Source organism: Nocardiopsis protaetiae, assembly GCF_045446735.1.
Taxonomy (GTDB): domain Bacteria; phylum Actinomycetota; class Actinomycetes; order Streptosporangiales; family Streptosporangiaceae; genus Nocardiopsis; species Nocardiopsis protaetiae.
This window is the reverse complement of the sequence record NZ_JBJJBV010000293.1, coordinates 1-13,289: the sequence shown is the minus strand read 5'-3', so window position 1 is coordinate 13,289 and position 13,289 is coordinate 1. Positions and strand designations below refer to the sequence as shown.

Genomic DNA, 13,289 nt, shown 5'->3' with positions numbered 1-13,289 from the left:
CGTTGGGGTGTCATCGGGGGCAGCAGGGGACGGATCAGGTCCCACTCCTGGTCGGAGAGCTCGAATCTGCGGCTCATGTACCGGTTGTACACCGGCCGTCGGAGCCACAGAGTCGAGACTCAAGATCCACCGAACACGCCCTAGAGGGCGGGAACCTTCGGCCTCTACGGAGAAGTCCGAGGAACGAGGACTTCTCCTCCGAGGCCTCCAGAACCCCGCCGGCGCCTCGCGCGTTCGTCGGGCTAGAGGTCCTTGGCCAGCTCCTGGCCGGTCTCCACCCAGGCCGCCAGCAGCCGCTCGGCGGCGCCGCTGTCGATCGCCGCCACCGCCCGCTCGTACCCGGCGCGCACCGCGTCCACCAGCGGCCCCTCGACGCCGTCCACGGCGGCCAGCGCCGCGCCCGCGTTCAGCAGGACCGCGTCGCGCACCGGACCCCGCCGGCCCGCCAGCAGGTCGCGCACCGCCCGGGCGTTGAACTCCACGTCGCCGCCGCGCAGCGCGTCCGGCTCCGAGCGTGCGATGCCCAGGTCGGCCGGGTCCAGCGTCTCGCGCCGGGCCGCGCCGTCGCGCACCACCCACACCGTCGAGGTGGTCGAGGTGGTCAGCTCGTCCAGGCCGTCGTCGCCGCGGAACACCAGCGCCGACACCCCCCGCTCGGCGAACACCCCGGCGATGACCTCGCACATGCGCTCGTCGAACACCCCGATCGCCGACGCCGTCGGCCGGGCCGGGTTGGTGAGCGGGCCCAGGAAGTTGAACACCGTCGGCACCGCCAGCTCGCGGCGCGGCTTGGCCGCGAACCGCAGCGACGGGTGGAACAGCGGGGCGAAGCAGAAGGTGATGCCCGCCTCCATCGCGGTCCGGGCCGTCAGCTCCGGCGGCAGGTCCAGCACCACGCCCAGCCGCTCCAGCACGTCCGCCGTCCCGCAGGAGGAGGACGCGGCGCGGTTGCCGTGCTTGACCACGCGGGCCCCGGCCGCCGCGGCGACGATCGCCGCCATCGTCGACACGTTCACCGTGTGCGCCCGGTCGCCGCCGGTGCCGACGATGTCCAGGGTGGGGCCGGGCACCTCGATGCGGACCGCGTTGTCGAGCATGCCCCGGGCCAGGCCGGTCACCTCCGACACGCTCTCGCCCTTGGCGCGCAGCGCGATCGCGAACCCCGCGATCTGGGCGTCGGTCGCCGAGCCCGACATGATCTCGTTCATCGCCCACGCCGTGTCGGCGGAGCTGAGGGTGGTCCCGCCCAGCAGGGCGGTGATGAGGTTGGCCCAGGTCCGCTCGGTGACGGCGGAACTCTCACGGGGCTCGGCGGCGGGAACGTTCATTTTTCGACTCCAGGGTGACAAAGGCGTGGGGCCGCACGAGCGCGGCGCGGTCGGGGCCGCGCCGCGGCTCACTTCCCGGTGCGGTGGGGAGGGGGAGCGGGTGTCAGTGCCGCGCGCGCCATCGCCCGGTGTCGGCGCCGTGGTTGAGGGCCCCGCCCACCACGCGGCGACGGCGCATGTTCCCCTCGCCGTTGTCACCCGTCACGGAGGTCACCCGCTGAGCGCGGTGAGCCGGCGGCGCATCAGCTCCGCCAGCGAACCGGCCAGCGCGACCGGGTCGATCGGGTGGCTGACCACCTGCTCGGCCTGCGACCAGGTCGCCAGCCAGCCGTCGTCGCGCCGGCCCACCAGGAGCAGCACCGGCGGGCACTGGTAGATCTCGTCCTTGACCTGGCGGCACAGGCCCATGCCGCCCGTCGGGGCGGCCTCGCCGTCGAAGATCGCCACGTCGATGCGCTCGGCCGGGTCGGTCGACTCCAGCCTGCGCAGCACCATCGGCGCCGTCGCGCACTCCACGATCTCCACCTTGGGCACGTCCGCGGCCGGGCGGCGGCCGATCGCCAGGCGCACCTGCTCGCGGGTGTCGGCCTTGTCGCTGTAGACCAGCACGCGCATCCGGGCACCCGTGTCCGTACCGCTGTCGACCATCGCGCAACCGTCCCATCGCTTGGACCAGGGCCGCCGCCGTGGGGGGTGCGGCCGAGGCGTTCGTTGGCTGTGTGCCTCTGACTCTATTGCCTTGGGGTCCCGGTGCCCAGGAGTTCCGGATCCGCCGGTGCGGGCCCTGAGACCTTCGACACCACAGGATGCCAGCACCTCCCGGGGGAGCGCTAACCCGCCCCCGGCCGGGCGTTGTGCAACGGTGATCGTTTCGTTGCCCCGCCGTTGGACGAAGCGGATTGAACGGGCGCCCGGGCGGGTACGGATCGCCTTTGGCGTCCAAGGATCGCGTTCGGGACCGCGTCCGGGCGCGTCGGACACCCGCAGGCGCGGGCCCGGGCGGTACAGTAACGCCCGAGTCACGGTGAAAGCCCTGCCCCCGGGCCCCGGGACGGTCGATACCGGTACCGATCCGCCGCCTTACGGGGGGTCGAGTACGGACCTTCGCGAGATGCCGTAATAATGCTCCCGTGGCGACAGCAACCGCGAACCCAAAAACAGCACCGACACCAGCACATGGTGCGGCAAAGCGTCCTGACCTGGTGAGCGTTGGAACCATCGTTTGGTTGGCCAACGAGCTCATGTTCTTCGCTGCGCTGTTCGCGATGTACTTCACCATCCGATCGGTGATCAACGGCAACCCCGACCTCGGGGCCTGGCCCGACACGCACCTCAACGTGCCGTGGGCCTCCACGATCACCGTGGTCCTCGTGGCTTCCAGCTTCACCGCTCAGGCAGGCGTCCGGGCCGCCGAGCGCGGTGACGTGAAGAAGCTGCGCATGTGGTTCTTCATCACGTTCTTCATGGGCCTGTTCTTCGTTCTGGGGCAGGCGTACGAGTACTACGAACTCATCGCGCACGAGGGCCTGACCCTCCAGTCCAGCCCCTACGGGTCGATGTTCTACCTGACCACGGGCTTCCACGGACTCCACGTCATCGGTGGTCTGATCGCGTTCCTCATCATGCTGGGACGCACGTACGCAGCGAAGCGCTTCACTCACCAGCAGGCGACCAGTGCGATCGTCGTGTCCTACTACTGGCACTTCGTCGACGTGGTCTGGATCGCTTTGTTCTTCACCATCTACTTCATCCAGTAACCCGAAACGGGGAAACCGTGAAATGGATTACCGCGCGGCGACGGCATCCCCTTGCGGGGTATGTCGTCGTCATCCTCGCGCTAGCCCTGTTCGGGGTGGGGTACGCCGCAGTGGCCCCCACTACCGACCAGGCGCAGGCGCAGACCCTCGCCGCTGACGTCCCGTCCCCCGAGGACGTGGACGTCGCCGAGGGCAAGACCATCTTCGACCAGACCTGCGCCTCGTGCCACGGCCTGGACGGTTCGGGCGGACAGTTCGGCCCGGACCTGCGCGACGTTGGTCCCGCGGCGATCGACTTCCAGGTCAGCACCGGCCGCATGCCGTCCATGAACCCGGACGCGCAGATGCCGCGCAAGCCGATGGTCATGACCGAGCAGGAACTGGCCAACCTGATCGCGTACTACAACGAGTCGATCCGCAACGGCGGTAACGGCGCCGACGTCCCGTACGACGTGCCCGACATCGCCCCGAGCTTCGCCGACTTCAAGCCGCTCCGCAGCGACTTCGACAGCGACGAGGCCTACGAGGAGGCCGTCGAGGAGGCCGAGGCCGAGTACGAGGCCGCCCTTGAGGAGTACGAGGCCGAGTACGACGAGTACATCTCCGGTGCCGACGACACCGAGATGGGCATGCGCCTGTACCTGACCAACTGCGCCCACTGCCACGGCTGGTCCGGCGGCGGCGGCGCGCTCACCGACGGCCGGTGGGCGCCCGAGATCCACGACTCGACTCCGCGTGAGATCTACGAGGCGATGGTCAGCGGCCCCGGCGCCATGCCGATGTTCAGCGACGGCGTTCTCGAACCGGAGGAGAAGCAGGAGCTCATCTCCTACGTCAAGACCCTCCAGGCCGAACCGAACGCCGGTGGCATTTTCGACCTCCAGCGGGTCGGCCAGGTCGCGGAAGGCCTGATCGGGTGGGTCGTCGGACTCGCCCTGATCGTCGCCTGCGCGATCTGGATCACCGCGAAGCAGCGTGCCCATGACTGAGAACAACACCAACAGCACCGGTGACGAGACGCCCGAGCGCGTCGTCGGCACCCCCACGGACGACAAGCCCGTCGTGACCGACGAGGCCCGTTCCGAGGAGACCCACGCCGGGCCGTACCCGGCGTCGGAGACCCACTTCAACTCCGAAGAGGAGCAGCGGGCCGGCGAGAAGGTCGCCTCCCTCTGGTTCGTCCTCGCCTTCCTGGGCGGGATCGGGTTCCTGGTCTCCTACTTCCTCTTCACCCCGAGCCAGATCGCCGACCCGCAGCTGGGCCAGTACTCGAACGCGCTCCTGGGCGGCACGCTCACCCTCGCGCTGTTCGGCATCGGCGCGGGCATGACGGTGTGGGCCCGCAAGGTCATGCCGCACTACGAGGTCTCCTCGCCCTACGACGAGCTGCCCTCCAGCGACAAGGAGAAGGGGTCCTTCAGCGACTTCTTCATGCAGGGCGCCGACGAGAGCGGGTTCACCAAGCGCCCGCTCATGCGCCGCACCCTCATCCTGGCGATGGTGCCGCTGGGCCTGGCCCCGCTCGTGCTGCTGCGCGACACCGGCCCGCTGCCCGGCGACAAGCTCAAGCAGACGCCGTGGGAGAACGGCCGCCGCATGTACGTCGAGGGCACGCACCGCTACATCCGTGCCGAGGACCTGGAGAACGACCCGTACGGGATGATCTCCGCCCTCCCCGCCATCGACGACGACCACTACCCGCACGGGATCAGCCTCAACGACTCCGCCAAGTCCGTCATCCTGCTCATCAAGATGCCGGCCGAGGACTGGGGTCCGAAGATGACCGAGGATGAGATCGAGGTCGAGGGAGAGGTGGCCCCGCGTCTGAATTGGACGCACAATGGGATCATCGCCTACTCGAAGATCTGCACCCACGTGGGCTGCCCGGCCGCACTGTACGAGCGCACGACGCACCGCATCCTGTGCCCGTGCCACCAGTCCACGTTCGACGCGTCGGACGCCGCCACGGTGGTCTTCGGCCCGGCCCACCGGCCGCTGCCGCAGCTGCCCATCGGTGTCGACGATGAGGGCTACCTCATCGCCAAGGGTGACTTCACCGAGCCGCCCGGTCCGACGTTCTGGGATTACGCGAAGGACTAGTCGATGAGCAAGACCACGCAAGCACCCAAGGCGCTGCGCGGCGTCGGCAACTTCATCGACGACCGCTTCCACGCCGCCAAGATGGGCGAGAAGAACCTGCGCAAGGTCTTCCCGAACCACTGGTCGTTCATGCTGGGCGAGATCGCGCTGTACTCGTTCATCATCCTCCTCGTCACCGGTGTCTTCCTCACGCTCTGGTTCAAGCCGAGCATGATGGAGGTCGTCTACGACGGGCCCTACGAGCGCCTCAACGGCGTCGTCATGTCGGAGGCCTACGCCTCGACGCTGCACATCGACTTCGCGGTGCGCGGTGGGTTCCTGGTCCGCCAGATCCACCACTGGGCCGCGCTGATCTTCGTCGCCGCGCTCGTGGTGCACATGCTCCGCGTGTTCTTCACCGGGGCGTTCCGCAAGCCGCGTGAGATCAACTGGATCATCGGCGTCGTCATCTTCACGCTGGCGATGCTCGAAGGCCTCTTCGGCTACTCGCTGCCGGACGACCTGCCCTCGGGCATGGGTGTCCGCATCCTCCAGGGCGTGATGCTGGCGCTGCCGCTGGTCGGCACGTACATCTCGATGTTCCTGTTCGGCGGGGAGTTCCCCGGCGAGGACATCATCACGCGCCTGTACATGCTGCACGTGCTGGCGATCCCGGCGCTCCTGCTGGGGCTCATCGTCGCGCACTTCATGATCCTGTGGCACCAGAAGCACACCCAGTACCCCGGACCGGGGAGGACGGACAAGACCGTGGTGGGAACCCCGATGTTCCCCGGCTTCGCGGTCAAGGCCGGCGGGTTCTTCTTCTTCACGTTCGCCGTGATCGCGGGTCTGAGCGCGTTCGTGCAGGTCAACCCGATCCACCTGTTCGGGCCCTTCACCCCGACGTCCATCACCTCCGGGCTCCAGCCCGACTGGTACATGGGCTTCATGGAGGGGTCGCTGCGCATCTTCCCGAACTGGTTCGACTTCCAGATCTTCGGCTACGCCGTCCCGATCGGTGTGCTGGTGCCGGGCCTCATCGTCCCGGGCATCATCTTCGGCGGTCTGGGTGCCTGGCCGTTCCTGGAGCAGTGGATCACCGGCGACAAGCGGGCGCACAACGTGGCCGACCGGCCGCGCAACGCGCCGGTCCGCACCGCCGTGGGCGCCGCGGGCATCACGTTCTACGGGATCCTGTGGCTGGCCGGGTCGAACGACATCCTGTCGGAGACGTTCTCGATCAACCTGTACCTGACCACGTACATCTTCCGTGTGCTGGCCATCGTCGGGCCGATCCTGGCGTTCATCATCGCCAAGCGCATCTGCCTGGGGCTGCAGCGCCGTGACCGGGAGACCCTGGAGCACGGGTACGAGAGCGGCATCATCCAGCAGCTGCCGAGCGGTGAGTTCATCGAGGTGCACAAGCGCAACTCGGAGGAGACGACGGAGGTGCTGGCCAGCAAGCCGGTGATCACCTCCACGGCCCTCACCGAGCCCGAGACCGACGACAAGGGCGTCAAGAACCCCGCGTCGCGCAAGGCCAAGGGCCGCCTTCGCCGCGCCCTCGCCGAGTGGTACACGAAGGACAACGTGTCCTTCGAGGGGGTGGAGGCTCACAGCGGCCACCACCTGCACCACTCGGACGAGGTGACGAAGGAGCACGCTTCGCACTGAGGCGTGATGTAGGTGGAAGTACCCCCAGGGACCCGGCCGGAGGCCGGGTCCCTGCGTTTGCGGGGGGTGGGGCGGTGGCCCTTCCTCCGACCCTGGCCGGGTTGTACGCATGTTCTGTTAACGCTGTGGGGTGTGGGGTGGTCTGTTCGGGGTCGCGGACCTGGCGGGTGTGCGGGGAACGGTTCCTCCGGCTCCGGGGGGTTGCCCGCCTGGCCTGGGGCCTTGGCCACAGCCCGGTCACACCCGTGGCCACCCCCGCCCCAGGGGGTGACGGCGGCAGGAGGCCTCCGGCCCCGGACCCGGGGGGTTTCCCACCCGTCTGGGACCTCAGCCACAGCCCTTCCCCTCCTGGAGCCCTCAGCCCCAGCCGGAGGGCGTTGTGCCTCCCCCGCCGCAGGGGGTGAGGGCCGCACGAGGCCTCCGGCCCTGGCCCCGGGGGGTTTCTCACCTGGCCGGGGGCCTTAGCCACAGCCCGGTCACCTGCCCGGGGCCTTAGCCCCAGCCGGAGGGCGTTGTGCCTCCCCCGCCGCAGGGGGTGACGGCCGTAGGAGGCCTCCGGCCCTGGCCCCGGGGGGTTTCTCACCTGGCCGGGGCCTCAGCCCCAGCCCGGTCACCTGCCCGGGGCCTTAGCCCCAGCCGGAGGGCGTTGTGCCTCCCCCGCCGCAGGGGGTGACGGCGGCAGGAGGCTTCCCGCCCCGGCCCCGGGGGGTTTCGGTAGAGCGGGACGGGGCCCGGGCCCCAGGGGGTGAGACAGCAAGAGCAGGTTTCCAAGTGGCCAGCCATCTGCGGAGGGCGGTGTGCGGAGACCGCTCTCGGTCGCGTTGGTCTCCACGGGTCACCGTTTGGGAACGTACAGACCCGGGCTGGGCGCGGAGCCGTCCCCACGGTACGAGGCTCGGCAGACCAAGAGGCGTACGCGTTGGGCTCACGTCCGGGGTGGTGGGGGTGTTTTCCGGGGACGGGTCGGGGCACAGCGCACATCCCCGGCCACACAGGTCCACGGAAAGACGCTCCGCCTGTGAAGCCGCGGTTGCACAGACCTCGCTTGAAAGCCCGACCACAGACGGGGTAACCCCCGCTGTCAGTGCCCTCCCCGGCCACAGGGGGTGTCGGGAGGAAGAACCACGACCTGCACTCCAGGGGGTGATGGCCGCAGGTATCCGCGGCATCAGCCCCAGATCGGAGGAAGGACCGGGACCTCCGCCACGGGCGGGTGACGGTTGTACTTGTCCTGGGGCCTGGGGCCTGGGGCCTGGGGCCTGGGGTCAGGGGTTTCGGGAGGCGGGACCGCCACCGGTACCACCGAAAGTGTGCACATGGTCACCTCCTGTGTCCAGGGAAGGCAATCGGAGCCGGGGTTTCACCCCCTGCGGCGGGGAAGGCGATCGGGGCCGGGGTTACTACACCAGGTGGTCGGGCTTTCAAGCGAGGTCTGTGCAACCGCGGGTTTGCAGTCGGGGCGTCTTTCCGTGGACCTGTGTGGTCGGGGGTGTGCGCTGTGCCCCGACCCGTCCCCTGAAAACACCCCCACCACCGGGGACGTGCAGGAAACGCGTACGTCTTTTTGGTCTGCCGGGCCTCGTACCGTGGGGACGGCTCCGCGCCCAGCCCGGGTCTGTACGTTCCCAAGGGGTGACCCGTGGAGACCAACGCGACCGAGACCGGCCCCCTACACCGCCCTCCGCAGATGGTTGAGGGCCTGGAAACCTGCTCTTGCTGTCTCACCCCCTGGGGCCGGGGTCCAGTCCCGCTCTACCGACACCCCCTGGGGTTGGGGTGGGAGGCCTCCTACTACCGTCACCCCCTGCGGCGGGGGAGGCCAGGAAGGTGTCCGGGTTGGGGCTGAGGTCCCCAGGTCGGGTGGGTAACCCCCTGGGGCCGGGGCCGGGGCCGGAGGCCTCCTACTGCCGTCACCCCCTGGGGCGGGGGCGGCCACGGATGTGACCGGGCTGGGGCTGAGGCCCCCGGTCGGGTGGGTAACCCCCTGGGGCCAGGGCCGGAGGCCTCCTGCGGCCCTCACCCCCTACGGCGGGGGAGGCACAACGCCCTCCGGCCATGGCTAAGGCCCCGGGCAGGTGACCGGGCTGGGGCTGAGGCCTCAGGAAAGGTGGGAAATCCCCTGCGGCGGGGGAGGCGCGATGCCTTCCGGTTGTGGCTGAGGGCTCCAGCCGGGAGTGACCCCCTTGGGTCTCGGGGCGGAAAGCCTCGTGCCGCCCTCACCCCCTGTGGCTGGGGCGGCCAGGGATCTGACCGGGCTGTGGCCAAGGCCCCAGGTCAGGTGGGAAACCCCCTGGAGTCGGGGCGGGAGGCCTCGTGCGGCCCTCACCCCCTGTGGCTGGGGCGGCCAGGGATCTGACCGGGCTGTGGCCAAGGACCCCAAGTCAGGTGGGAAACCCCCTGCGGCGGGGGAGACACAACACCCTCCGGCCATGGCCGAGGGCTCCAGAAGGGGCCGGGCTGGAGCTGAGGCCCCAAGCCAGGCGGGCAACCCCCCGGAGCCGGAGGAACCGTTCCCCGCACACCCGCCAGGACCGCGACCCCGAACAGACCACCCCCGCACCCCACAGCGTTAACAGAACATGCGTACAACCCGGCCAGGGCCTCGGACCCCGGACAGGTGCACCCCCGGAGCCAGGGCCGGAGGTCTCCCGCGGCCCCCACCCCCCGCGGCGGGGGAAACCGGGAATCTGACCGGACAGGGGGCGGGGTCGGGGTGGTGTCCGGTATGTCGGGGGGTTTCGGCGGGGACGAAAAGGGCCGGTCCTCGTGGGGGAGGACCGGCCTATGAGTGGGGGAGATCAGACCGCGTAGATCTCCTCGATCTCCTTGCTCCACTCCTTGTTCACCACGTGGCGCTTGACCTTGAGGGAGGCGGTCATCTGGCCGCTCTCCTCGGTGAAGTCGGCGGGGAGGATCTTGAACTTCTTGATCGCCTCGGCCTTGGAGACCGCCTGGTTGGCGTGGTCGACCGCCACCTGGATGGCCGCGACCAGGTCCGGGTCCTCGGTGAGGTCGGGGATGTCGCCGGTCTTCTTGTTGGCGGCCTTCCACTGCTCGAAGGACTCGGGGTCGATCGTCACCAGGGCGGCGATGAACTTGCGGTTGTCGCCGACCACCATGCACTGGCTGACCAGGGCGTTGGCGCGGATGCGGTCTTCGAGCACCGCCGGGGCGACGTTCTTGCCGCCCGCGGTGACGATGATCTCCTTCTTGCGCCCGGTGATGCTGAGGAAGCCGTCGTCGTCGAGAGAGCCGAGGTCGCCGGTCCGGTAGAAGCCGTCCTCGGTGAACGCCTCCTGGGAGGCCTTCTCGTTGTTCCAGTAGCCCACCATGATGTGGTCGCCCTTGAGGAGGATCTCCCCGTCCTCGGCGATGCGGATGCTGGTGCCCGGCATCGGCTGGCCGACGCTGCCGATCTTGTTGAACTCGGGGCTGTTCACCGAGGTCGGGGCGGTGGTCTCGGTGAGGCCGTAGCCCTCGATGATGGTGAAGCCGATGCCGCGGAAGAAGTGGCCCAGCCGCGCGCCCAGCGCGGAGCCGCCCGAGACCGCGTACTCGGCGTTGCCGCCCAGCGCCGCCAGCAGCTTGCCGTAGACGAGCTTGGCGAACAGCGCGTGCTTGAGCTTGAGGCCGAAGGGGATGCGCCCGCTGTCCAGCGCCTGGCTGTAGGCGATGGCGGTGTCGGCGGCCGCGCCGAAGATCTTGCCCTTGCCCTCGGCGGTGGCCTTCTGCTCGGCCTTGGTGTACACCTTCTCGAACACGCGCGGCACGGCCAGCAGGAAGGTCGGCTTGAACACCGAGAACTGCTCGATGAGGTCGGGCCCGGTGGAGGGGTAGTGGCCCAGGGTGGCCTTGGCCTCGATGACCATCACCTGCACGAAGCGGGCGAACACGTGCGCCAGCGGCAGGAAGAGCAGGGTGGAGGGGTTCTCCTTGCCGCGCAGGACCTGCTTGGCGGGGCCGTCCAGGGCGCTGTGCGCGATGAACAGGAAGTTCCGGTGGGTCAGCTGGCAGCCCTTGGGGCGCCCGGTGGTGCCGGAGGTGTAGATGAGGGTGGCGAGGTCGTCGGCCTTGGCGGCGGTGCGGCGCTGCTCCAGGTCCTCGTCGGAGACGTCGGTGCCGGCGTTGCGCAGCTCGGCGAACTCCGGGTCGTCGAAGCGCCAGATCTCCTTGAGCTCGGGGGCCTTGTCCCGCACGGAGGCGATGCGCTCGGCGTGGGCGTCGGTCTCGACGAAGACGGCCTTGGCGGCCGAGTCGGAGAGGATCCACTCGATCTGCTCGGCGGAGGAGGTCTCGTAGATGGGGACGGTGACCGCACCGACGGACCAGATCGCGTAGTCGACGACGGTCCACTCGTAACGGGTGCGCGACAGCAGGGCGACGCGGTCGCCGTGCCCGATGCCGGCGTTGATCAGGGCCTTGGCGTAGGCGGTGATGTCGCCGTGCAGCTCCGCGGCGGTGACGTCGCGCCACTGTCCGGACTCCTGGCGGCGGGCGGCGACGGCGTTCGGCTCGTCGGCCGCGCGCGCGTAGAGCGTGTCGGTCAGCCGCGCGTCATCGGAGATCTCGGCTTTCGCGGGAGAGCTGTATTCGCGCACGTGATGCTCCTGGACGTGTACGGGTTCTGAATGTTCAAGGACGTGACGACCGTAACAACACCATGCTACTCATGAGTAGAACAGGTTGCCGTTCGGTATCCAACGGTGATCCGTGTGTACCCGGGTGCGGCCTGTGAGCGTGCAGGTCAGGAACCCGTTACGCCCGCGAACTATACGCCTGGGTAGTGCTTTGCGCACATCCGCGTCGTGTGTCCGGTTTATTTCACAGTGTCGAACATCGGGTCTTCCCTGATCCTTCCCTGATCCCTCCCCGGTCGCCCGGCACGGCGCGCCCGGGGCGGTTAACGTGAAGCGAGAACTGCCCTGTCGAGGAGGACCTGATGGCGGAGAACAACGGCGACATCATCGATGAAGCCCTGAGGATGGTCGACGGCCTCCAGCGCAAGCTGCTGATCGCCGGGGTCAAGCGCGGTGTCGGCACGGTCACCTCCCCGCCGCCGTCCAAGGGCGACGTGTGGGAGGAGGCCATCCGCCTGGAGACCGGGCCCGAGCCGCGCCCCGTCCTGGAGGAGGTCCTGGACATCGTCCGGGAGTCGGCGCCGGAGATCGCCGGGCACCTGGGCCGCGCGGGCCTGGGCGTGGTGGGCGCGCTGGGGCGGACGCTGGGCGCCCTGGAGCGCTCCCTGGAGCGCGAGAGGAGCACCTCCGAGCACGCTCCGGACACCGCGGCGCCCTGGCGTGCGGAGGAGCGCACCCAGGGCGGGGAACGCCAGGTCACCTCGTAGCACACCCGGGGTGTCCACAGCGCGCAGAGCCTGGTTTAATCGAATGGTTTACACCATTTGAAAAGACCCATGCCATGGGCCTGGCTACTTATGTCAGAGTTCGGGCGTAAGTGAGAAGGAGCCGCCCCTCATGCTGACCATCGGAGTGGACATCGGCGGGACCAAGGTCGCCGCCGGGGTGGTCGACCACGACGGGCGGATCCTGGACCGGGTCAAGTACCCCACCCCCGCCAACGACCCCCGCGGGCTGGCCGACGTCGTCGCCAAGGCCGTGGAGGAGCTGCGCGGCCGCCACGGCGAGGTCCGGGCCGTCGGGGTCGGCGTCGCCGGGTTCGTCGACGAGGACCGCGCCACCGTGCAGGTCGCCGTCAACCTGGGCCTGCGCGACGACCCCCTCAAGGAGCGCGTCCAGGAGCGGGTGGGCCTGCCCGTCGTCATCGAGAACGACGCCAACGCCGCGGCCTGGGCCGAGGCCCGCTTCGGCGCCGGCCGCGGCAGCGACCACATCATCTGCGTCACCCTGGGCACCGGCATCGGCGGCGGCCTGGTCATGGGCGGCCGGCTGCACCGGGGACGCTTCGGGGTGGCGGCCGAGGTCGGCCACTACCGCGTCGTCCCGCACGGGCGCCGCTGCGCCTGCGGCAACCACGGCTGCTGGGAGCAGTACGCGAGCGGCCGCGCCCTGGTCGCCGCCGGACAGGACCTGGCCCGCACCGACCCCACGGCCGGCAAGCGGATGCTGGAGCTGGCGGGCGGCGTCGTGGAGCACATCGAGGGCCACGTGATCACCGAGGCCGCCGGGGCGGGCGACGAGGGCGCGCTCTCCTGCTTCCGCACCATCGGCGAGTGGGCGGGCGTGGGCCTGGCCGACCTGGCCGCCATCCTGGACCCGGAGTGCTTCGTGCTGGGCGGGGGCGTCTCCGACGCCGGGGAGTTCATCCTGGAGCCCATCCGCGACTCCTACGCCCGCCACGTCTCCGGACGCCCGGGCCGCCGCCTGGCCGAGGTGCGCCTGGCCGAACTGGGCGGCGAGGCGGGCATCGTCGGCGCGGGGGACCTGGCCCGCCACTGAGCCCCGACGACGCTGAGCCCCGAAGACACGTGGAG

Annotated in this window: 9 protein-coding genes; 6 read left to right on the top strand and 3 right to left on the bottom strand. The window is 69.7% G+C overall.

From position 1 onward, the window contains the following. Positions 1-242: 242 nt before the first annotated feature. Both trpD and ACJOT3_RS29590 read right to left on the bottom strand, forming a co-directional pair. On the bottom strand, positions 243-1,328 hold the full coding sequence (gene trpD, locus ACJOT3_RS29595) for an anthranilate phosphoribosyltransferase (protein ID WP_406976423.1): 1,086 nt from the start codon (positions 1,326-1,328) through the stop codon (positions 243-245). Between the two features lie 210 nt (positions 1,329-1,538). Then, the gene (locus ACJOT3_RS29590) at positions 1,539-1,976 is read right to left on the bottom strand and encodes a hypothetical protein (RefSeq protein ID WP_406976422.1); all 438 of its coding nucleotides are present in this window, start codon (positions 1,974-1,976) and stop codon (positions 1,539-1,541) included. A 482-nt stretch (positions 1,977-2,458) separates the two neighbouring features. On the opposite strand from ACJOT3_RS29590, the gene ctaE reads away from it, so the two are divergent. Genes ctaE through qcrB form a run of 4 tightly spaced genes read left to right on the top strand, consistent with a single transcriptional unit; the run spans position 2,459 to position 6,838 of the window. Continuing rightward, positions 2,459-3,085, top strand: a complete 627-nt coding sequence (gene ctaE, locus ACJOT3_RS29585) for an aa3-type cytochrome oxidase subunit III (RefSeq protein ID WP_431652730.1) — start codon at positions 2,459-2,461, stop codon at positions 3,083-3,085. Positions 3,086-3,102: 17 nt separating this feature from the next. Next, positions 3,103-4,074, top strand: a complete 972-nt coding sequence (locus tag ACJOT3_RS29580) for a cytochrome c (RefSeq protein ID WP_431652729.1) — start codon at positions 3,103-3,105, stop codon at positions 4,072-4,074. Next, positions 4,067-5,185, top strand: coding sequence for a cytochrome bc1 complex Rieske iron-sulfur subunit (gene qcrA, locus ACJOT3_RS29575; RefSeq protein WP_406976419.1), 1,119 nt, complete (start codon positions 4,067-4,069; stop codon positions 5,183-5,185). The genes ACJOT3_RS29580 and qcrA overlap by 8 nt, the downstream gene beginning before the upstream one ends. A gap of 3 nt (positions 5,186-5,188) precedes the next feature. Beyond that, on the top strand, positions 5,189-6,838 hold the full coding sequence (qcrB, locus tag ACJOT3_RS29570) for a cytochrome bc1 complex cytochrome b subunit (protein ID WP_406976418.1): 1,650 nt from the start codon (positions 5,189-5,191) through the stop codon (positions 6,836-6,838). 2,798 nt (positions 6,839-9,636) lie between these two features. On the opposite strand, the gene ACJOT3_RS29565 is transcribed toward qcrB, so the two are convergent. Further along, positions 9,637-11,436 carry an AMP-dependent synthetase/ligase gene (locus tag ACJOT3_RS29565; RefSeq protein ID WP_406976417.1) on the bottom strand — a complete coding sequence of 600 codons (1,800 nt, stop codon included), beginning with the start codon at positions 11,434-11,436 and terminating at the stop codon, positions 9,637-9,639. Between the two features lie 341 nt (positions 11,437-11,777). On the opposite strand from ACJOT3_RS29565, the gene ACJOT3_RS29560 reads away from it, so the two are divergent. Continuing rightward, entirely contained in the window at positions 11,778-12,182 is a 405-nt protein-coding gene (locus tag ACJOT3_RS29560) for a hypothetical protein (RefSeq protein ID WP_406976416.1), read from the top strand. Between the two features lie 130 nt (positions 12,183-12,312). Then, positions 12,313-13,254, top strand: coding sequence for an ROK family glucokinase (locus tag ACJOT3_RS29555; RefSeq protein ID WP_406976415.1), 942 nt, complete (start codon positions 12,313-12,315; stop codon positions 13,252-13,254). Positions 13,255-13,289 lie beyond the last annotated feature (35 nt).